The sequence below is a fragment of the Thermosulfuriphilus sp. genome (genome assembly GCF_054026695.1).
Genome location: NZ_JBPMLP010000028.1, coordinates 1 through 21,990 on the forward strand (window position 1 = coordinate 1; position 21,990 = coordinate 21,990).

The following is a 21,990-nucleotide window of genomic DNA, read 5'->3' on the forward strand; positions in this document are numbered from 1 at the left end:
GGATCTAGGTTACGATAAGGTCTAGATTTAGGAGAAGAGCTTAAACGAGCATGTACGCTTTTTATTAAAGGACCAAAAGGGCTAGCCTTAATAAGGCTGAGTAAAAAACCAAGGCCCATGGTCTCCATTAACTTCTGCGCCCTTGGGAAAATGACCTGATTATATCTAGAAGAAATAGCTTGAGGGATGAAAGATTCATCTACATTTAAAAAACGATAAATGCCTTTTAAAACCGAGATTGGATCACGTAATATATCTTCATAAAAAAAGATATGAATTTGAGAAGGAGAGAATATCTTATAAAGATAAGAGATATGTCTAGCATAAAGACTCAAATCTAACAAATAAGAATCTGGGCTAAGAGCAGATTCAAAGGGAATATTTTTATAATGTTCGTGTAAAAGTCTATAGGCAGAGTAGGCCCTATCTAAGGGATGTCGTAAGGCTAAAAGCATTTTGACTCGAGGCAAGACGGTTTTAATTCTCTCTAAAACGTCTGGATTATGATAATAGTTGGGGGTAATCTCACCAATAGCTTTCTCTTTACTAACTTCTTTAAAGAAAGATTCATACCATTGAAGCCCTTTTTCAAAATTCTCATCAAAAAAGTGAATCTCCTTCTGTGAAGGAAGAAATATCTCCGGATGTTCCCGAAGACACTCAAAAAGCCAGGTAGTGGCTGATCGTTGGGCACCTATTCCCAAAAAATTAGGCAACACCCTTAATCCCTCCCTACCCCGTAGGGTTGGTCTTTTCTCCTTAGAAAATCCCTGCCTCTCCTTTGACCCCAAGGGAAGATAAACAAAAAAACTTATGAAAATGATATTATACTTTGAGGCAAATCTCCAGAAACTCCTGGGCTTTATAGGCCCAGGCCTCCTTCAAGAGAAGACTTGAACAATCCACTGGCTCTTCCTTTCCTGCAAGAAGGAGCCGAAGTCCGGATAGCCACTCTTCTGGCCCGTAGGCCACCTTCAGGAAAGAGGCATATTGTTTGATCTCTCTCAAAGGAGATCCTATTACCTTACGCCCAGAGGCTAGGTACTCTTTGAGCTTCAAGGGATTAATCGTTTCGGTAAAGCTGTTTACCAGATAGGGAAGAAGGAGGATATCCATGGATTTAAGAACCTGAGGAACTTCTTTATAAGGAACCGGAGAAAGATGATAAAAGTTGGAATACCGTCTAAAGCGTGAGAGATCTTGCTCGCACCGACCAACAAAAACAAAGCTCACCTCCGGCAATCTCTCCAAGAGGTAGCTTAGCAAATCCCAATCAAGCCGGGCATCGATCAGACCGACGTAGCCAAGCCTTGGCCGGGGAATTTGGACAAGGGCTTCATGTTCCTCATCTGGGGCCTTAAGGAAGGCCTCAAGATCAACCCCATGGGGTAGAAGATAAATGGGTTTTCCGAGACCAGCGAGCCGGTTAAAAAGCTCCTTAGAGGTAGCTATAAAGAGATCGGCCTTTTCGATCAGCCTTTGCTCCATCTCCAGGATGAAGGCCGTCTCGTGTCCAGGCCAGTTAGCAAAGTCATCCACACAGTAATAAACGATCTTTTTCTCCCCAAAGGCCCCCAGATAATCACAGGCGTTAGGGACGGTGGTTACCAAAATGGGGTTTTGAAGCCCCCGACGATCAAGTTCGGCCTTTACCGCCTTCACCACCGACCGTTTATTAAAGGAACGAAACGGCCCTTTATTGTAAGGAACCATAATAGGCTGGAGGACAGTGAGTTTATCCGGCAAGCTATATCTCGGCGCGGTAGAGGCAGAGGTGGTCCAGAACATCTTCTTGAGTTTCTTTACGGCCTTGAGGGCATCCGTCCGGTTAAGACGGGGCAGACGCATTCCTACAGTATTCACCCATATTACCGGATACTCCCTGACGATATATTTAAAGATGTGCTGACAACTCGAAGGGTGTTCTCCCCAATCATCAGAAAAGACCAAAAATGACTCCTTTTGCATAAGGCACCCTTTTCCTGAAGACCATGGCTATTTAGCCATTTTAAAACCAGGTAGTCCTCATCTAGGCCTAGCAAGCAATCTCTGATAAAGGTCTTCATATTCTCGGGCCATCCTCTCTGCAGAGTAATAGATTCTAATAAACTCTCGGGCTCTGACCCCTATCTGTCGGCGTTCTTCTTTGTTTCTGACCAGATAGATAATCTTCTCCGCAAGGGCCCGAGCATCTTCTGGAGGGAAGACCAGACCCTGGAGCCCCTCGTTAGGAATAAGAGCCCGGGAGCCTTTGATATCAGAGGCAATAACCGCCTTACCCATGGCCATGGCCTCCATCAGACAGCGGGGAATCCCCTCAAGGCGTGAAGGCAGGATAAAGATATCAAACCCCTTTAAGAGGTTGAGCCTGTCAGGACGATAGCCGGTAAAGACTACCTTTTCCGCCAGCCCCAACTCTCCTGCCATATGTTCAAGTTCTCCCCGAAGGGGTCCTTCCCCGACGATAAAAAGTCGGAAATCAATCTTCAAATTCCCCTTAAGGAGGGAGGCGGCTCTTAAGAGGATATCAATCCCCTTTCGATGGATAAGTTGTCCGATATAGCCAAGGGTCAGAAGACCGGCCTCGTTGATCTCCCTCACCTCGGGAGCCGGCTCCTGGATCTCATCAATTTCTGATATATCCACAGCATTCCTGATAAGTTCAAGACGCGAGGCCACCCCGGGGATCCGGTCCAGTTCCTGGTAGATTTCCTCAGAAAGGGGAACCACCCTGTCCACCTTAAGAAAGGAAAGCCTGTTTAAGGTCTCATAGATTTTAAGTTTAAGGTCCGGCTCCTTACTCCAGCCATGAGGGGTAGCCACAATCCTGCAAGGAATCCTCCAAGTGGCCCAGAGGCCCACAAGATCGGGTTTATAGCCGTGGGTGTGAAGGATGTCTATCCTTTCGGCAAGGAGAATCCTTCTTAGACCGGAGATGGCCCGGAGATTGAAACGGCCGGGGGCCTCAATAATGACGGTCTTGAAACCCAATCTGGCTGCTTCTCGACACAAAGGGGCCTCTAGCCTGGGGTCATCTTTGATGACCCCGACAATGGTTTCAACCTTTTGGGGATCAAGATGTTTTATAAGGGCCAGGATCCATCTTTCGGCCCCATAAAGGCCTGTGGGGCTACCAAGTTGTAAGACCCGAATCCTCCTCAAGACAAGCTCCTATACAATAAATTTCCCCAGAGCCCCTAAAGATAATGTCTCTCCCACAGGGAGAGCATTAATATCCCCCAGAAGAAAACACTGTGATTCTCCTGGCCCGAGAGGTGACGCTGCCAGAGATGCTTAAGCTCATGGGGCAACAGATATTGTCTGATAAGGGAATTGGGGTCTCCCAGGGCCTCTTCAACCAGGGGCCTGAGCTCTCCCCGCAACCATTCAGCCTCAGGAATGGAAAAGCCCTGCTTTGGTCGCTGAACAACCGTAGGTGGCAGGAGCTTTTCGGTCGCTCGCCTGAGAATAACCTTGCCAGTGTTGCCCTGAACCTTTAAGCAAAGGGGCAAAGAGGTCGCAAATTCTATTATTCGATGGTCAAGCAGTGGGGAGCGAACCTCAAGGGAGACCGCCATGCTCATGCGATCGACTTTAACTAAGACATCTTCAGGAAGATAGAAATGAAGGTCCACATACTGACAACGACTTACGGGATCAAGGTCTTTTGCTTTCCGGTAAAGGGGCTCAACAATCTCAAAGGGGCTAAATCCAGCCAGCTCCCTCAAAAAAGAAGGGCTATAAATTCGTCGGCGAACCCCTTCGGGGAGCCAGATCAGATCCTGGTAAAAGGCCCGAGCATCGGAGACGGCTAAATTCTCAAACAAAGTCTTAAGACGCAAGGGACGGGGAAGTCTGGCCGAACGGGGATAAAGCTCCCCTAACACGGAAAAGATAAGAGTCCGCAGGGGTAGAGGAATCTTCTTCCTCAGGCGAGATTCCCACAAATGGGGAATGTAGCGGAAGGTATATCCCCCAAAACTCTCATCTCCGCCGTCTCCAGAAAGGGCTACGGTGACATTCTGCCTAGCCATCAGACAGACGTAGTAGGTAGGAAGGGCGCTTGAATCTGCCAAGGGTTCGTCAAAATGCCAGGCAATCCGAGGGAGAATCTCCTTTACTTGAGGGCTGACAGTAAACTCATGGTGTTCGGTTCCCAAATATCTGGCTATTTCTCTGGCCACCGGAAGCTCATCAAGACGGGGATCATTAAAGCCTATGGAATTGGTCAACACCGGATCGGAAAGTTCCCGAGCCATGAGGGCCACCACTAGTGGAGAATCTATTCCCCCGGAGAGAAAGGCCCCCAAGGGTACCTCACTTAAAAGACGGACCCGAACAGCCTCTTCAGCCAGGGGCCAAAACTCCTCCAGGGCCTCCTCAAGGCCTATCTCCCGAGATCTAAAATCCACTTCCCAGTAGCGAGTAAGCTCTAGGCCCTTTTCGGAAACCAAGAGATAATGGGCCGGAGGGATCTTCCGGATGGACTGAAAGATGGTCTTTGGTGAAGGGATGTAGCCAAAGCTGAAGTAACAGTCCAGGGCCTGGAGATCAACTTGGGGCGAGAGATCGGGGATCTTAAGAAGGGCCTTAATCTCTGAGGCAAAGGCGAACCTTGAGCCTTGGGTCCAGTAATAAAGAGGCTTTTTGCCTAAACGATCCCGGGCCAGGAAGAGCCTCCTCCTGGAAGCATCCCAGATGGCGAAGGCAAACATCCCCAGGAGATGTCTTACACACTCCGGCCCCCACTCAAGATAGGCCCTGAGGATGACCTCAGTGTCGCTGTTGGTCTGGAACCGATGGCCCATTGATTCCAGGATCCTTCGAAGCTCTCTAAAATTGTAGATCTCACCGTTGAAGACTATCTGAACCCCTAGGTCTTTGTCCCCCATAGGTTGCCGACCACTAGAAAGATCAATTATGGCCAGCCGGCGATGCCCCAGGGCAATGTGGGCATCAAAATAAACCCCCTCCTCATCCGGCCCCCGATGGGTAAGGATACGGGTCATTTCAACGATGAGCCTCTGGAGTTCTTCGTTTTGATGGCCTTCTAAATCAAGAAATCCTGCTATCCCGCACATTTTTTTAAAAAGTCCTTAAACGTCTTAGGAAACCAAAGCCCGATAAAGACGGCGATATTTATCCATCATGGCCTCAAAGGTAAAGCCTTCTTCAAAACGTCTCCTGGCTGCCCGCCCCATCTTCTGGGCGATATCTTTCCTTTCGGCCAAAAGAGAAAGGGCTGCAGCCATCCTGACCACGCTTCCCGAGGGGACTACAAAGCCGGTTCTACCGTCTATAACTATCTCGGGGTTGCCTCCCACCTCGGTAACCACACAAGGAAGACCGGCAGCCATAGCTTCAAGAAGGGCCAAAGAGGTGCCCTCGCTGAAACTTGAAAGGACAAAGATGTCTCCGGCCTGAAGGAGCCTCCGGGCATCTGTCCGATAGCCCGTAAGGACTAGGGCCTCCTCAAGCCCCAAACGCCTCCTCAGGGCTTTGATATCGGCCATCATTGGGCCATCTCCCACCAAAAGACCCTTAAGCCGGGCTCCGTTACTGCGGGCCAGGGCCAATGCCTCAAGAAGCAAGGGAAGATTCTTGATAGGGTCAAACCGGCCAACAGTAATCACCACCTGATCCTCAAGGCCAAAACCAAGGCTTTGGCGAAGCTTAAACCTCTCTTCAGGCTCAAGGGAGGGAATGTCTTCTATTCCGTTATAGATGACTTCTATCCTTCGTCCGGAAAGTCCTTCATACTTTATCAGGCGTTCTTTGGTCTCCCTGGAGACGGCCACTATCCTGCTTGCCAGAGGTTGTAGAATAAGTCGGTTAAAAAGATTCTTTAAGGAGCTTTCTTTCTCCGGCCAGTGGCGGCCGTGTTCCAAAAATAAGACCTTGAGCCCCGGAATCAGAATCCGGGTCAAGGCCCCATAAAAGAAAGGGGTGTACTGGTGGGTGTGAAGAATATCTACTTGGTGGGCCCGGAGAATACGGCTCAAGGCAAAGGGAATCGAAAGATCTATCCCCGGACTCCGAAAGAGGACATAGACGGCAACGCCTTCTTCCCGCAGCCTTTTTCCCCAATATCCCAGGGAATCCAGACAACAGACCAGGACGTGATGGTCTCGCCTGAGGTCTCGACACATTTTATAGACGAGGTGTTCCGTCCCGCCAGGCTCAAGACTTAAAACCAGATGACAGACCACGGCCTTATCCATCAGGGCAGAAACTCCTCCAGAATCTGAAAACTCCTCTGCCACGAGTACTCCTTTTCCACCTGCTCCCGGGCCGCTTGCCCCACGCCCCGGGCCCAGTTCTCTTCGGAGAGCAACCTGATCACCAACCGGGCAAACTCCTCACTTGAGTCGGCCACCAGGAGATGTCTCCCGGGCTCGGCCCGGATGCCCTCATAGGCCTCCCGGGTAGCGACCACCGGCTTAGCCATAGCCATGGCTTCAAGGACCTTGTTCTGGATACCCCGGGCCAGCTTCAAGGGAGCCACACAGACATCTGCCAGGGCAATGTAGTCTCGAGAATCAGAAACCCAGCCGGTAACCACCACCCCGGGGATCTCAACCAAGGCCTTAATTTCCCGGCTGGGATCTTTGCCCACAATGTAGAAGGAGGCCCTAGGAAAGGCCTCCTTTATTTTCGGAAAGATCTGCCGGGCGAACCAGATCACGGCCTCAGCATTAGGCCAATAGTCCATGGCCCCTGTAAAGACCACTACCGGGCCGTCTTTGGACAGAGGGCTTTTATATGAAGGGTGAAAACGATCAAGATCAACACCGTTCTCTATGACCGCCACCGATCCATGGCCTATATAACTTCTAAAGAGGGCAACCTCTTCTTCGGTAACCAGAAAAAGCTGATCAAAAGACCAGGCAATTCTCTCCTCATAGGCCCTAAGCCTTTTGGCCTCAAGGGAATAGATCCAACTCATAGGCGGGGAGCACTTTTCGGAGAAACGGGCCCACTTATCAGAATCAACATCCATAAAGTCCATAAACAATCGCGGTCTTTTCTTGGGGGCAAGGCCCGAACGAAATACATATTCTGCTGTTGGGGCACAAGAACAGAAGATCAAGCTAATATTGCTTCCCAAAATCTTTGAGAAGGTAGCCCCCAGAGGGGGATCATAAAAATAGGCCACAGAGAGGCTTGTGCCATCAATGAGGGCCTTTAGACAGCGACTTTTACGGCGCGATCGAGGCAGATAATGATAAAAAACATCCTCCACCGGAAGGTCTATGGCTTTAAGGGCCTCGAGATCCCGTTCCTCATCTATGTGGAAAAAAAGATAAGTAGAATAATGGCGGGCAATACACTTGAGAAAATGATAGGCCCGGATTTTTTCTCCCTTATTAGGAGGGAATGGGATCCGATGGGCAATGTAGATAGCTTTCTTCATAGAGAGATGTACTTTCGGAGTCTGGGCCCCAGAAAGTTGGCTATCCCTTCTGGCATCTGACGCCAAAGCCTTTCAGCCATGGGTCTCAGGCAAGATGAGCCCTCAGACAGTCTCTTGGGCCTGGGCAACTCGTACCAGAAAAGAGGCTCGGGACTGGCCCCCCACTGGGTCTTAAAACGATATGTGCCGCTTCCCGGGCTTGAACGGCCAAAATCAAAAAACAAAAAGCCGTTGTCGGTGGCAAAAGCCAGAAAATTCCAATAAAGAAGCATGTTGGGACTAATCCGGCTATAGGCCCTAAGGGAAGAGGCCCAGGGAATAGTTACTGTCCGGCCGGAAAGAAGGATAATCCCTGCAGCCAAGGGCTTTTCCCGAAGATAAACTACCCCTACCCGGATCCGATCTCCCAGAAGAGAGAGCAAGATCTCAAAGAAGGGCTTGGCATGGGGCGGGGAGCCAAGGTAATGCATGTTCTGACAATAGATCCGATAGAAATCATCAAGGAGCTCAAGCCCCCCAAGCTGTGGTTCACAGCCCTCTTTTACCGGCCGCCTGACCTGACTGCGAACCTTTGATTTAAGGGCTCTAAAGAGGGCCTCAGAGCTCTGAGGTAGCCCCAAAACCAGGCGAACCTTGGCCGTATTGGCCGGAAGTTCCTGGGGATCAAAAAGTGGCTTCCTGGCCCGGATAATCACCGAAGACACCCTAAGGCGGCTCCGAAGATCTTCGGCCGCCTTGAGAAGGGCCATCCAGACCTCTTTGGATCTCCCCAAGGGGCCTCCATAATCACAAAAAGGCAGGGAGATCAGGGCCCCGGAGCCCAAAGGAAGGCGAAAGTGAATCAGGGGCAAGACCCCCAGAACCTTGTCCCCTTCTTCGGCCAGAAGATAATAGGCTCTGTGGCCGTAAGCAGCCTCAATAGCCTCCCCCCAGGCCCAAAGAAGATAAGGGCCGCCCTCAAAACCTTCAACAAAGATATCCCAACGGGGCCCGTCTCTCTTGTCTGCCAGCCTGATATCCATCCCTATCTCCCTTAACTAGAAAACCCGAACCTGCTTTAATAACTAATCGGATGCTGCCCTAAAATCTTATCTTACACAAGAATGGTCTTACACAAGAATGGCCATTTCTGCCATTTCTGTAGTGGACTCGCAAAGAATCTAGATGAAACGCTCTTCAAGGTACTCCGTACAGGTCTTAAAGGTTCCTTGGGGGAAGGCTCTAAGGATGGCCTCTAGCTTCTTTCTGGTAGCCGAGAGATTGTAATAATGTCGAAAACGGCGTCCCCAGGAGGCCTGGACTCGGGGCTGTCTTGGATCAAGTTCCCAGGGATGAAGATAAAAGACATAGAGACCAGACTGTCGCAGAATTCTCTTTACTCCCCAGAGGAACAGGGGCCCAGGGATAAGACGAAAATAGGCCCCTCCTCCCCAGGGTAGAATTCCTCCGGCCAGAGAGAGACTACTTACCGGAATCTCGTAAAAGCCGGCCAAGGCCTCAAAAGGGACTAAAGAAGCCCCTTCCAGATGACCGTAGCGGCCGTGGAGCCGGAAAGGATTGAAACTTGAATCGTATAAATAGCCAAGATCCTTAAGGATCTCCAGAAGCCTTTTGTTCACCGTAAAACTGGGGGCCCGGTATCCCTTGACCGAAACCCCTAAGGATTCCAGGATCTCCTTTGACCTTTTAAGGTCAGCCCTAAGTTCGGCCTCGGAGAGGTCAGTGGTCAGACGGTGGTCGTAGCCGTGGGAGGCTACTTCGTGGCCATCATCTCTGATCTCAGAGACAAGTTGCGGTAGCCTTTCGGCCAACCAACCGAGGACAAAAAAGGTCCCCCTGGCCCTGTATGCTTTTAAAATCTTTAGTATCTCCCGGACATTATCGAGGACCCTTATCTCACAATCTGGCCACTTTTCATAAGGAATGTAAGGTTTGAAGTTCTCTACCTGAAACCAATCTTCAACATCAATGGTAAGAAGGATTGTTTGCCCCATGGGCCTCTTAGCTACCACTCTTTACGAGCGTAGCCAATCTGGGCCAGATGACGCCGGAGGCGTCGTTCTTCCTCTTCTATCTCAGCGTAGTCTTTGGTCTCAAGTGGCTCAAAGGGTATGAGCTCCCGGTCCTCAAGATAGGAAAGAATCTTCCCCAAGCTCTCTTCTACGGTCTCCTTATCAGTATAGACGACTACTTCCGGATTTTTGGGGATCTCGTAAGGGTCGGAGATGCCGGTAAAGTTGGGGATCTTACCAGCTCGGGCCCGAGCGTAAAGCCCTTTTACATCCCGGGCTTCGACCACCTCCAGGGGACAATTACAGAAAACCTCAATATAATGGGGAATGAGAAGACGATTCTGCCGGCGGGTATCTTCATAAGGAGCAATGGCCGCCACCACGCTGATGATCCCGTGTTTGTTAAGGAGCCAAGAGAGAAAACCTATCCGCCGGACATTGATATCCCGCTCTTTTTTGGTGAAGCCAAGCTCCTGACTGAAGTTCGTCCGGATGATGTCGCCATCGAGCAGCTCTGCCTTAAGACCCCGGCGGCGGATCTCAAGATATACCTTTCTTGAAAGTGTCGTTTTACCTGAACCAGAAAGCCCAGTAAACCAAATGGTAAAAGCCTCCATAATAGACCTCCCTCAAGCCAGAACCTCACAAACCTCCACCAGCCCTATCATCAAATGTTAAGAAGGCAAAAACTTATCCAGCACAGGCAAGAGGGCCTGGATAAACTCCAGAGCCGCCTTCTCTGCCCCCTGATCTCGATAAGGAAGAGAAATCCTTACTAGAGACTCATCGGATCTCCGTTTCAAAAGTTTATCCCAGAGGAGATAGAGCCTGTCGCGATACTCATTGGCCACTATCCGCCCTCGACCTTGATACCAGTAATAGACAAGCATTTTCTGGCCGGCCTTATCTAGAAGAAGGCGATTGATCCTGACCTCCTTTCCCCGAAATGAGAGAGCTATCTCCTCACTGTTTAGGGGGAACCAGCCGCTACCAGGCAGACAGTGTTTGGGGGAGTGGATCATCTGCCCCTCTTCCTGATCCTCGAAATAACCTATATAAAGAGTCAGAAGATATCCATCCCCTCCCTGATAGGTGCGAAGCAGGTGCTGATCAAGCCCCAGAATGTTAATGACGTTTGCCTCCAGTCGATTTTCATCTATCTGGACAAAACCATCTATCCGAGAGGGGAACTCTGCCAAGGGACGTTTAGGGGGGACGGAGAGGGAGCTGGAGGTATGCTCCAGAAGAAGATAGGTGGCTAAAAATACCAGGATTAGGCTCAGAGACTTCTTTACCATTATCTTCTACCTCTTGCTAGGAACAAGATCCCTCCCAGAATAGCCAAAGACAGCAAAAAGACCAGCCAGCCAGAAAAATAATGGAAAAAACCCTGAGCCGCCTTTTGGCCAAAGTGATAAGAGAGGATTCCAGTGCCTACGATCCTCAGGGCATTGGTAAAAATGGCAATAGGGATGGCCGAGGCCACTAGAACCAAACGTAGCCCCCAGCCCGAAACAAAATAGGCCAGGATAACCGTCATGGCCAAGAGAGAAATAATAGACCGGATCCCGCTACAGGCGTCGGCTACCTCTAGAACCATGTTGGGCAAATAGATGATATTTCCCTCCCTCAAGGTAGGGATACCAATGGCCCCTAGAGACCAGGCAGCCATCTTGGAGGCCAAAAGTTTCAAGGGAAAGGTCAGAGAATTGTAGATTACATAAGGAATAGGAATAGCCAGAAGCAGAAGTAGAAAGGGAAAGAGCAGGATCCGGGCTACCTGCCTTCCCAAAAGGAAAAACACTGAACCATAAAGGCTCATCAGAAAAGAGACTCTCTGGACATAGAGTTCGCCAATGACCCGCCCCAGAATAAGGAGGATCGCCCCCCCGAGGACCAACCCAAGCCCAAGCCAGGAAGGACAATCCTTCTCCAGACGAATCTCATCGCGCTTCTGCCAGATAAAATAGCCCGCCACCAGGGGCATGAGGAAGCCGTGAGAATAGTTAGGATCTGTCCACCAGTCAACCACCAGATGGGAGATGACCGGATAGTAAAGCACCCCTAAAAAGAAAAAGGGGAGCAACAGAAAAACAGTCTCCTTTCGAAGATCCCTCATCAAGAAATTATTTTCTCCCCACACCGACATATTGAAACCCAAGCTGTCTCATGCGGTTCGGATTATAAACATTTCTTAGATCTACCAAACGCGGTTCTTTGAGAATCCCTTTAAGACGCTCTAGATCTAGGTATCGGAATTCGTTCCACTCGGTAACCAACACCAAGCAATGGGCCCCTTGGGCGACCTCATAGGGATCTTGGCAATAAGTTAGTTTGTCTTCTCCAAAGACCTTTTTGAACTCTTCCATGGCTGCTGGATCATAGGCCTTAAGTTCTGCCCCACGGGCTAAGAGTTCGGCCACGATGGTCAAGGCTGGGGCCTCTCGGATGTCGCTGGTGTTGGGTTTGAAGGAAAGACCAAGAATACCGATAGTCTTTCCGGTGACCTCTCCCTGACACATCTCCAGAATCTTGGCTACGGCCCGACGACGTTGCTCCTCGTTGACCTTGATGACTGCCTCGACAATCTTGAGATTGTAGCCCTTATCTCGAGCCAATTTGGCCAGAGCCTGGATATCTTTGGGAAAGCAGGATCCCCCGAAACCAGGACCAGGGTGTAGAAACTTGGGCCCAATCCGGCCATCAAGCCCCATGGCCTTGGCCACATGATGGACATCGGCTCCGACGATCTCGCAGAGGTTGGCAATCTCGTTGATGAAGGAGATCTTGGTGGCCAAAAAGGCATTAGAGGCATACTTGATAAGTTCAGCGGTCTCTAGATTGGTAACCACAAAAGGGGTCTCAATAAGATAAAGGGGGCGATAGATGTCTTTGACAATAGCAATAGCGTAAGCACTCTCTCCCCCAATAACCACTCTATTGGGCCACATGAAATCCTTAACTGCTGAGCCTTCACGAAGAAACTCTGGATTGGAGACAACATCTATATCCACAGAGTTTTTCTTGTGCTCATCAAAAAGACGCTTTATCCAACGATTTGTCCCTACTGGAACCGTGCTCTTGGTGACCACCACTTTGTATTCATCGACTATGTCGGCAAGCTTAAGGACCACCTCTTTGATCTGGGAAAGATCAGCCCCCCCATCAGGGGCGGGGGGAGTGCCAACGGCTAGAAAGATCACCAAAGAATGACGAACAGCCTCGGCCAAGTCGGTAGAAAAAGAAAGCCTTTTGGCCTTGACGTTTTTATCAACCAGCTCCTTGAGACCGGGCTCGTAGAAAGGAATCTGGCCTGAGAGTAGCTGATCTATCTTCGCTTTGTCTTTATCCACACAGACTACCTGGAGCCCAAAATCGGCCAGACCGGCCCCCGTTACCAGACCAACATATCCAGTACCCACAACAGTCACATGCATAATTCCTTGATAACCTCCTCGGCAGATTAGATCTTATTTTCCTGATACCAACTGACGAACCTTCTGATCCCCTCTTCAATGGGAACCTGAGGATCGTAGCCCAACATCCTCCGAGCTTTAGATATATCGGCGTAGGTCAAGGGAACATCTCCAGGCTGGTCAGGAAGCCAGCGAATCTTGGCCTTTTTACCCAAGTTCTCTTCAATGAGCCGAATAAGGGTAATCAGATCCGTTGTCCGCGACTCCCCCAGATTGAAGATCTCAAAAGGATAGGCCTTTTGCCTGGCAGCCATGACTCCCTGAATAATGTCATCAATATAGGTATAGTCCCTCTTTGAGCTTCCATCACCAAAGACAGGGATTTCCCGGCCTTCATCTATCAGGCGGGTAAATTTATGGATGGCCATCTCAGGGCGTTGCCTGGGACCATAGACGGTGAAGAAGCGCAACACCGTTACCTTGATCCCGTAGAGATGATGGTAAGTATAACACATGAGTTCATTAGCCCTTTTAGTGGCCGCATAGGGTGAAATGGGACGATCGCAAGGATCATCCTCGGAGAAGGGAACCTTGCTGGCCGCCCCATAGACCGAAGAAGAGCCTCCGTATATGAATCTATTAACCCCGTATTCACGGGCCAGCTCCAGAAGATTAACCGTTCCCAGACCGTTTACTTCTTCATAAAGCCGAGGTTCGACAATCGAGGGACGGACTCCGGCCCGGGCAGCCAAGTGGACAATCTCCTGGGGGCGATAGCGCTCAAAAACAGACCTTAGGAAATCTAAATCACAGATATCTCCCTCTTCCAGATGGAACCTGGGATTTTTCCGGGCCCCAGCAATGTTGCGCCATTTTATCCTAGGGTCATAGTAGTCGTTGAAATTATCTATACAGACCACCTCGGCTCCTTCGTCCAGAAGACGATCGATCAGATGAGAGCCAATAAAACCTGCTCCACCGGTAACAAGAATCATTTATCCCTCCTCTTTCACTCCACAGTAACACTTTTGGCCAGATTTCGCGGCTGATCCACGTCACACCCCAGGGCCACGGCAATCTCATAGGCCAGGAGTTGCAAAGGCACGGTGGCCACAATCGGAGAGACCTCTTGGGCTACAGGAGGAACAGTGATCACGGCCTGGGAGATCCGGCCCAAGGCCTCATCACCCTCGGTCACCAGACTGATTACCTGACCTCTCCGGGAGCGGACCTCTTCGATGTTGCTGACCATTTTATCATAGACATGATCTTTCGGAGCCACTGCCACCACCGGCATCTGTTCGTCTATTAAGGCAATAGGTCCATGCTTCATCTCGCCGGCGGCATATCCCTCGGCATGGATGTAGGAGATTTCCTTGAGTTTCAGGGCCCCTTCCAGGGCAATGGGAAAATGGATATTGCGGCCCAGATAAAGGAAATTGCGAGACTTGTAGTAGCGTTGGGCAATCTCCTTACAGGTCTCATGCCACCTGGGAAGCCATTCCTCTAGGATACCAGGGCCGGCCACCAGGGCCTTTAACACCTCCTTAGAGGCCTCAGGAGAGAGGCCTCTATTTTGGGCAAGATAAAAAGTTAGCAGAAAAAGGGCCGTCAGTTGGCTGGTAAAGGCCTTGGTCGAAGCCACTCCTATCTCGGGACCGGCATGAGTGTAGATCGTTCCATGGGACTCCCGGGTAATGGTGCTGCCCAGAACATTACAGATGGAGACCACCTTGGCCCCAAGATCCCTAGCCATCCTCAGGCTGGCCAGGGTATCGGCTGTCTCCCCTGACTGGGAGATGGGAATAACCAGGGTGTTTTGGTCGATCAAAAGATAGCGATAGCGAAACTCTGAGGCCAGATCAACTTCTACCGGAATCCTTACCCAGCGCTCAAGAAGGTATTTGGCCACCAACCCAGCATGATAAGAAGTACCACAGGCAACGATAAAGATTTTGGTCATTGCCTTCAGTTGATCGGGATCAAGAGCCAACTCCGGCAAGTAGACATCTCCGGTCTCCGGATTAAGACGGCCCCGAAAGGTATTAAGGATGGCCTGAGGCTGTTCGTAGATCTCCTTGAGCATGAAATGCCGGTAGCCGGCCTTCTCTGCCATACTGGCGTCCCAGGTAATCTCATGGACCTCTTTGTCCACCTGACGACCAGAGGACTGCTCCCGGACCTGGATCTCTCCCCGCCGGAGCCGAGCCACCTCACCGTCTTCCAGGAAGATAACCCTTCTGGTCCAGGGAAGAAGGGCCGGAATATCAGAAGCCAAGAAGACCTCATCTTCTCCCAGCCCAATTACCAATGGGCTTTGGTTTCGGGCACAAACTAAAGTCTCTGGTTCTCCGGCCCAAAGAACGCCCAGAGCATAGGAGCCAACAACCTCTTCTAGGGCCCTCTGGACAGCCTCAAAAAGATCTCCCTCAAGGTACTCCTCGATGAGATGGGCCAGGACTTCGGTGTCCGTGTCCGAACGAAAGTGATGCCCTTTGGCCAGAAGGCTTTCCTTCAGGGAATGATAGTTTTCAATAATTCCATTGTGGACCACCACCAACTCTTCTCGACAACCACGATGGGGATGGGCATTTTCCTCCGAAGGCTCACCATGAGTAGCCCAACGGGTATGCCCCAGTCCAATACCCGAAGCAAGACCACGAATATCCGCCGTCTTCTCATCCAGATTAACCAGCTTCCCCTCGGCCCGAGCAAGCACCAAGTGTCCATTGTCCAGACAAGCAATGCCCGCAGAATCATATCCCCGGTATTCAAGGCGTTTTAAGCCCTCCAGAAGGACCGGGATGACCCGACGACGGCCAATATAACCAACGATGCCGCACATCTAGAAACCCTCCTACCTTGCCCCTTCCCCGAAGAGGACGATCTTAATGGTTTTAAAGATGATGTAGAGATCAAGGGCCAAAGACATGTGTTTGATATAGTAGAGGTCGTACTTAAGCTTTTCCAGGGCGTCCTCATCCGAGGCCCCGTAGGGATAGCATATCTGGGCCCAACCAGTAATACCCGGATGGACAGTATGGCGTTGGTCGTAGAAGGGAATCTTCTTTCGAAGGCGCTCCACAAAGACAGGCCTTTCTGGACGGGGCCCGACAAAGGCCATATCCCCTTTGAGGACATTCCACATCTGGGGAATCTCGTCTATACGGAGCTTGCGGATTATTCGTCCGACCCTGGTTACCCGGGGATCATCCTTAGCGGCCCACTTAGCCCCGTCTTTTTCGGCATCCTGTCTCATAGAACGAAACTTATAAAGCCTAAAGACCCGGCCGTCCTTCCCTACCCGATCTTGCACAAAAAGAACCGGCCCAGGAGAATCAAGCTTTATAGCCAAGGCAACAATGACGATCAGGGGAAGGGTCAAGATAAGGCCAATAAAACTACAGACTATGCTTACCGTTCTTTTGACCACCCTTCGGAAGAGGGACTGTCTAAAACCCTCACCGAAAATAAGCCAGCTGGGATTGATCTTCTCTACTAGGATCTTACCGGTCAGCAATTCGTAAAAGGTCTCCCCCTCAATCACTGGAATCCCGGCCATCCGACATCGCAAAAGGGCCTCGACAGGCATCCGACCACGCCTTTCATCAAGGGCGACCACAATCTCTTCAGCCCCACTCCGGACAACACACTCCAGAAGATCGTCTTCCAGTGAATAGATGGGGAGTCCAAGAAAATCCCGATTATTGGTCACAGATTCCAGGTTGGGATTGGCCACCACCGCAACCACTTTATAGCCACAGTCAGGATTGTTCCTTATTTCCTTCATGATTTCAGCGGCCAGTTGTCCAGAGCCTAAAAGGACCACTTTCTCGTTGAGGAAATCGTTCTTAATTGCCCAGAGATAGACCAGACGCCAAGAGACAGCAGCAATGATAAAAAAGACCAAAGAGGCCAGAAAGGTCCCCTTAACAAGGATCAACTGAGGAAAGGCAATATAGGAAAGGCCAACGACAATCGAGGCCACACCCAGAGCCTGACAGATTCTCACCGAAGTCTCAAACAGATTATCACCGGGCTTAAAACGATAAAGGTCAAAATAATAAAGACTCAGCTGACAGACCAAAAGCAGAAAAAGGATCCTTAACCAGACAGAAGGATCATTAAGCCTTGAGACGTCGCCATCGACCTTCCAGAGAAAGACCCAAGAGATAATAAGAAGGATAAAGATAGTTTCCCCGAAGAAGAAAAGAAGCCTTCTTACCGGATAATAACGTTCAAAAAGCTTAACCATGATAGCCGTAGTACTTCTTACTTCGGAAATAAGAATACTTTCGGGGGGGTATCTCAAAGGCGTTGAAGACCACTCCTAGGATCTTCCCCCGGCCCAGTCTTTCAATAGAATCCTCTACCAACTCCCGGGTAGATTTTCCGTAACGGACAACAAAGATCACTGTATCGACGAATCTAGCCAGATTGACGGGCTCAGAGGTCAACTGAACCGGAGTGGTGTCTAAGATGACCAGCCTGTCAGGGTATCGAGAGCGGACCTCTTCGATTAGATCAGCCATCCGGGCCGATGAGAGCAGATCAGAGGGCTTGTTGGGAGGAGGTCCTGCCGTAAGAAGGCTTAATTTCTCAACAGGAGGCCTTTTAAGAAGGCCGGGCAGAGGGGCCTTTTGGACCAAATAATCCGAAAGGCCTGCTTCGTTAGAAAGACCAAAATAGAGATGGGCCGAGGGTTGCCTGAGATCGCAGTCAATAAGAAGGGCGTGATATTCCAGGCTCTGGGCCACCGAGGTCGCCAAGTTGACGGCGACAAAGGTCTTGCCCTCATCATCCATGGCACTTGAGACCATCACTACCCTGGGCACTGGACCTTGACGGGGATTGATCAACCTGGCCCGAAGGAGCTTGAAGTGTTCCGCCGCCAAAGATTGAGGTTGGGTGAGGACAATCAAACGAGGGTCAATCTCTCCGGTAGCCGAAAGATCAGGGCCCTGGGGTCCTGGCGATGAGCTTCCAGAAGGGGAGCCTTCTGGAACCATCTCCTTGTTGCCAAGGTTGAACCTCTCTTTTCCGGATTTTTCAAGGGCATCAGCAATCTTTCCCATCTAGTGCTCCTGATTCGCTCTTAGGACCAAAGGTCCCTGAGTCTCCATCGGAAAAATCAGACCGACCTTTTAAGCCCCGCGGCCCAACCCGACCCGAGAGATGACTCTAACAGACTAAAGGGAAATTTTAGCAGGATTTTCCCCTTTAGCTATGAGAAATCGACCTTAGAGAAGATCTCTTTCCAAAAGGAAATAATCGAGCCCCAAAAAGAAGGATTAAACCAATAAATTAGCCCAGCGGCTAGGATACCAAGGGCCAATACAAAAACAAAAGGACGGAAAATCCTCTTTTTTGCCTTGGGGTGGTCGACTTCCGAAGGGGCATCTGTAGGTAGAGAGACCTTGATCTCTCGGGAACATTCCTCAATTATAGCCGAATCAATAGTTTTCTTTTCACGAACATAGCCGGTGAGAAGGGCGTGGTCACAAAGGATATTAATCAGCCGGGGAATCCCTTGGCTGACCTGATAGATAAGTTTTATGGCCTCTGGAGAGAATATGTCCAGCCTTTCAGCCCCGGCCTTAGCCAACCTTGTCCGGATATAGTTTTCTGTCTCTTGGGGATCTTTGAGAGCCGTAAGGTGATAATGATAGGTAATCCGTTGCTTAAGAGGATAGAGCTCTGGTTTTTCCAGCCTGTTTAAAAGCTCTGGCTGCCCCACAAGGATGATGTTGACCAGTTTTTGGCTCACTGTCTCAAGATTGGTAAGGAGCCTTATCTCTTCAAAGAGTTCCTCTGGAAGGGCCTGGGCTTCGTCAACGATAAGAACCACATTTTTGCCCGACTGAAAGGCCTCTTTGAGAAACTCTGTAAAGACAAAAATAAAATCACTTTTATCCTCTGGGATCCGAGCCAGGTTAAAAGAACGGGCCAGATGGGCAAAAAACTCCTTCCGGCTGAGACGGGGATTAGAAACAAGAGCAACGATAGTCTCCCGAGGGATCTTCTCTAAAAGGGCATTTATGAGGGTGGTCTTTCCTGAACCCACCTCACCAGTAATAAGGATAAAACCTTTACGCTGGCTAACCCCGTAGACTAGATGGGCCAAGGCCTCTCGATGCCCTTCCCCCAGATAAAGAAAACGAGGATCGGGAACGATACCAAAGGGATTTTCTCGCAGGCCGTAGAATTCCTGGTACAAGACTAAATCAGCCCGGGATTATTCTTAATAAGCCAGAACAGAAGCCCTCCGACCATCAGGTAGCCTACCAGAGCCAGACCGGTTAGGGCTAAATCCTTAATGAGTCGCCTTCTCTTTTCTTCCTTGCTCAGGACTAAAGGAATTGCGGCAATTACCGGAAGTCTAAGTTCTTCTTCTATCTGCTCGACATCATAGAAGGCCTTGCCCAAAAACTCGGCCGCCAAGGCCAGACCAAAACCTATGCCGAGAGAAAGGATAACTGTCAGGGCCAGAATTTTTTTAAAGTCCGGCTTAAAGGGTTTTTCAGGAACCCGCGCCGGATCTATAATCCGAAATTGCTCACCTTTCTGATGACGCTCCAGGGCCTCGGCCTGCTCGGCGGCAATCTTTTTGGCCAGCAGACTCTGATAGGTCTTTTGTAGGTTTTCATAGTCTCTTGTAAGATCAACAAGCTGCTGTTCCCTTTCTGCCGTATTTTCAAGCCTCTTCTGATAAAACTTAATCTTCTTTTTTACCTCTTTGGCTTCAAGCCTGAGCTTCTCAAGCTCAATATCCAGGGATTCAAGTTGGCGTTTGATCCCCAAGATCACCGGATTACTCACTTCTTCAACCACCGAATCCTCTCCATCAGAAGAGGCCTCAGCCCCTTGCTCCTGCTCAAGCTTTTTAATCATCGCCTTTAGACGAATGACGTCAGGGTGTTGTTCGGTATAACGGGTCAGAAGAGAGGCCAGCCGTTTTTTAAGAAGTTCAAGATCAGAGAGTTCTGAAGAGGCCTCCCCTTTATTAGGAGAGGCCAGAAGTTGTCCCTGACGACGCTTCTGAAGCTCTATCTCGTCATTTAGCTGCTTTTGAAGAAGGATCTTTCGGTCTTCAGCCGCCCGAATATTCTCCTGGATTATCTCCAACTGATCAGTCAGCCGCTGAAGCATGGCCATATTGGTCTGACGTTGCTCGGGCAACTCTCCCATATACTTCTTCTTAAAATCCTCTATGGCCTGTTCTCTTTTCAGAAGCTCGGCCTCCATGCGAGCCAGCTCTTGGGCCAAAAACTCTGAGGTACTCCGGGCCTGCTCCTCCCGAAGTTTAAGGTTTTCCTCAATGAACATATTGGCCAAGGCGTTGGCAACTTTGGCAATAAGGACCGGATCTTTGCCCTCATAACTCAAGATAAAAATATTCCCCCGACTTCGGCGAGGTATATCTACCTTAATATGTTTTCTCATCGTTTCTACGACTGTCTCCATAGGATATTTGGTACGCATCTCGGGATAGAGATCAAACTGTTCTATTACTCTTTCTAGGTTTGTTCTACTGGTTATTTCCTGCCAGATGGCCTGAATTCTTTCTTGGACATCCCCTGTAATTGTAGATTGAATATAACTCTCCGGAACTTTTTGGCGAACAACAACAATAGTGGTTGAGGTTTTATAAACTTTAGGAGCACAAAAACAATAAAGTATCCCTAAAATAAGAATAGGGATGGGAGGAAAAACAATTAACCACTTTCGCCTCCTAGCAATAGAGAGATATTTTCCAAAATCAAACTGATCTTGACGCTTAGGATCCATAGCACCTACCTTCTGAACTCATAAGAACCTGTTATCTTAAAGACCAAACTGTTCTCCCGATATTCCTCAGCAGGAACTTCAGCATCACGAATACGATAAGAATAAGACAAAGAAACAACAATATTAGGCCTCAAAATCCGACTCACAGAACAGGAAAATCCATAAAAATCATCAGTTCTATCTCGAAGATCCTTGTACTCTTGCTCATTATAATAAACAGAAGCTTGACCAGTAGTATATGGACCAAGTTCCACCGACAAAGAAATCGAATAACGCTGATAGCGTGTAAACCCCTTGTTTTCAGCATCTACATACTGCTCACGATACCCACCAGAACCAGAAAAAACAAGCTGATAATATTCCCCGCGTCTGGAAAGATTAAAACTATAAGTTATACCAGAATCTTGGCCACTATCCTCTCTATCTCGCAAATAATAACCGAGAGAAACCTGGTAATTAAAATTATCAGATAAGGCCTGATTAAAAGAAAAATTTAAACTTTGAGTGCCATAATCATCCTGAGAAGAGGATTTAAAATCCATACTTGAATAAGAATATTGAGCAAGAATAGAAGCGTGCGGATTCAGATAATAAGTATAAGAAACTGAAGGATTCCAGCCTTCTTGTCCTGGACGAGTATCATATTCGTATCGACTCCAAAAAAAAGAAAAAGTCAACTTATGCACAGGACCCCATCCATAAGATAAACTAAACCCCGGACTATAAAGCCTACTATCTTCAACATCTGGATCACTAGAACCAAAACGAACATCAGAGTAACTCAGCCTTAAAAAACCTTTTTCTGCAAACTGATAAGCCAAATTTCCAGAAAATGTATTTCTATAAGAAGGCTTCCTAGTATGGCGGACCGCCATTATATCTGGCTGATAACGATACTCGGAAGGCTGCTCTGTCCTGTAGAAGGATTCAGTAATATTCATGAAGAGTCGCTCTCTTAACTGTTCATCCCAAAAAAAACTAAGATTATGTCTGGTAGAATCGTTTCGATCTTCTCTCTTGTATCTCGAAAGTCCTAGTTCATAATTAAAACCCAAGCTTCTATATTGGGTAAGTTGTTCTAGACGAATCCCCGGCCCCAAGATAGTAATCCAGTCCGACTTTTCCTGATTAGGAGAAAGATAAATATTATCATTATATTCTTCGGAAAGAAAAACACGAGGCATAAGACGAATTTGTCCCCCCAAACAAAAATCGCTCCATAAAAAAAAGATTACCAGAAAAGGAATAATCCGAAAGATAAACACCGTGTCCTCCCTTTTTTCAGGAGATTTTAAGTTTTTTTTTGCAAAAAGGTAAATTTTCCAGAAATAAACACTCTACGGAATGATAATGGTATCAT

At 49.0% G+C, this 21,990-nt stretch carries 19 protein-coding genes; all 19 read right to left on the reverse strand.

The genetic code is table 11. The annotated features are described in order from the left end of the window. The coding region (locus ACXJJX_RS04520) for a sulfotransferase family protein (RefSeq protein ID WP_456432620.1) at positions 1–719 on the reverse strand (719 nt) is incomplete at its 3' end. Positions 720–825: 106 nt separating this feature from the next. Continuing rightward, positions 826–1,950 carry a glycosyltransferase gene (locus tag ACXJJX_RS04525; protein ID WP_456432622.1) on the reverse strand — a complete coding sequence of 375 codons (1,125 nt, stop codon included), beginning with the start codon at positions 1,948–1,950 and terminating at the stop codon, positions 826–828. Positions 1,951–2,025: 75 nt separating this feature from the next. Then, entirely contained in the window at positions 2,026–3,162 is a 1,137-nt protein-coding gene (locus ACXJJX_RS04530) for a glycosyltransferase family 4 protein (RefSeq protein ID WP_456432624.1), read from the reverse strand. Positions 3,163–3,197: 35 nt separating this feature from the next. Further along, a complete protein-coding gene (gene asnB, locus ACXJJX_RS04535) occupies positions 3,198–5,081 on the reverse strand; it encodes an asparagine synthase (glutamine-hydrolyzing) (RefSeq protein ID WP_456432626.1) in 1,884 nt (627 codons plus the stop codon). A 24-nt stretch (positions 5,082–5,105) separates the two neighbouring features. Further along, on the reverse strand, positions 5,106–6,221 hold the full coding sequence (locus ACXJJX_RS04540; protein WP_456432627.1) for a glycosyltransferase: 1,116 nt from the start codon (positions 6,219–6,221) through the stop codon (positions 5,106–5,108). Further along, positions 6,221–7,414, reverse strand: coding sequence for a TIGR03087 family PEP-CTERM/XrtA system glycosyltransferase (locus tag ACXJJX_RS04545; RefSeq protein WP_456432629.1), 1,194 nt, complete (start codon positions 7,412–7,414; stop codon positions 6,221–6,223). Before ACXJJX_RS04545 ends, ACXJJX_RS04540 begins: the two co-directional genes overlap by 1 nt. Beyond that, positions 7,411–8,436 (reverse strand): FemAB family XrtA/PEP-CTERM system-associated protein, encoded by a 1,026-nt coding sequence (locus ACXJJX_RS04550; protein WP_456432631.1) that lies wholly within the window; start codon positions 8,434–8,436, stop codon positions 7,411–7,413. Before ACXJJX_RS04550 ends, ACXJJX_RS04545 begins: the two co-directional genes overlap by 4 nt. Before the next feature lie 138 nt (positions 8,437–8,574). Beyond that, positions 8,575–9,408 carry an XrtA system polysaccharide deacetylase gene (locus ACXJJX_RS04555; protein WP_456432633.1) on the reverse strand — a complete coding sequence of 278 codons (834 nt, stop codon included), beginning with the start codon at positions 9,406–9,408 and terminating at the stop codon, positions 8,575–8,577. Between the two features lie 11 nt (positions 9,409–9,419). Continuing rightward, positions 9,420–10,043 carry an adenylyl-sulfate kinase gene (gene cysC / locus ACXJJX_RS04560; RefSeq protein WP_456432635.1) on the reverse strand — a complete coding sequence of 208 codons (624 nt, stop codon included), beginning with the start codon at positions 10,041–10,043 and terminating at the stop codon, positions 9,420–9,422. A 57-nt stretch (positions 10,044–10,100) separates the two neighbouring features. After that, positions 10,101–10,724 (reverse strand): exosortase C-terminal domain/associated protein EpsI, encoded by a 624-nt coding sequence (locus ACXJJX_RS04565; RefSeq protein ID WP_456432637.1) that lies wholly within the window; start codon positions 10,722–10,724, stop codon positions 10,101–10,103. Next, positions 10,724–11,545, reverse strand: a complete 822-nt coding sequence (locus ACXJJX_RS04570; protein ID WP_456432639.1) for an exosortase/archaeosortase family protein — start codon at positions 11,543–11,545, stop codon at positions 10,724–10,726. Before ACXJJX_RS04570 ends, ACXJJX_RS04565 begins: the two co-directional genes overlap by 1 nt. 7 nt (positions 11,546–11,552) lie before the next feature. Beyond that, complete coding sequence (locus tag ACXJJX_RS04575; RefSeq protein ID WP_456432641.1) at positions 11,553–12,863, reverse strand: UDP-glucose dehydrogenase family protein; 1,311 nt, start codon at positions 12,861–12,863, stop codon at positions 11,553–11,555. A 26-nt stretch (positions 12,864–12,889) separates the two neighbouring features. Continuing rightward, a complete protein-coding gene (locus tag ACXJJX_RS04580) occupies positions 12,890–13,837 on the reverse strand; it encodes a GDP-mannose 4,6-dehydratase (RefSeq protein WP_456432643.1) in 948 nt (315 codons plus the stop codon). A 14-nt stretch (positions 13,838–13,851) separates the two neighbouring features. Then, positions 13,852–15,687, reverse strand: coding sequence for a glutamine--fructose-6-phosphate transaminase (isomerizing) (gene glmS, locus ACXJJX_RS04585; RefSeq protein WP_456432645.1), 1,836 nt, complete (start codon positions 15,685–15,687; stop codon positions 13,852–13,854). A 12-nt stretch (positions 15,688–15,699) separates the two neighbouring features. Continuing rightward, on the reverse strand, positions 15,700–17,097 hold the full coding sequence (locus ACXJJX_RS04590; protein WP_456432647.1) for a TIGR03013 family XrtA/PEP-CTERM system glycosyltransferase: 1,398 nt from the start codon (positions 17,095–17,097) through the stop codon (positions 15,700–15,702). Then, positions 17,090–17,917, reverse strand: coding sequence for a CpsD/CapB family tyrosine-protein kinase (locus ACXJJX_RS04595; RefSeq protein WP_456432649.1), 828 nt, complete (start codon positions 17,915–17,917; stop codon positions 17,090–17,092). Before ACXJJX_RS04595 ends, ACXJJX_RS04590 begins: the two co-directional genes overlap by 8 nt. Before the next feature lie 149 nt (positions 17,918–18,066). Further along, complete coding sequence (locus tag ACXJJX_RS04600) at positions 18,067–19,059, reverse strand: ExeA family protein (protein WP_456432651.1); 993 nt, start codon at positions 19,057–19,059, stop codon at positions 18,067–18,069. Between the two features lie 2 nt (positions 19,060–19,061). After that, the gene (locus ACXJJX_RS04605) at positions 19,062–20,630 is read right to left on the reverse strand and encodes an XrtA system polysaccharide chain length determinant (RefSeq protein WP_456432653.1); all 1,569 of its coding nucleotides are present in this window, start codon (positions 20,628–20,630) and stop codon (positions 19,062–19,064) included. A 5-nt stretch (positions 20,631–20,635) separates the two neighbouring features. Further along, on the reverse strand, positions 20,636–21,895 hold the full coding sequence (locus ACXJJX_RS04610) for a hypothetical protein (RefSeq protein WP_456432655.1): 1,260 nt from the start codon (positions 21,893–21,895) through the stop codon (positions 20,636–20,638). Positions 21,896–21,990 lie beyond the last annotated feature (95 nt).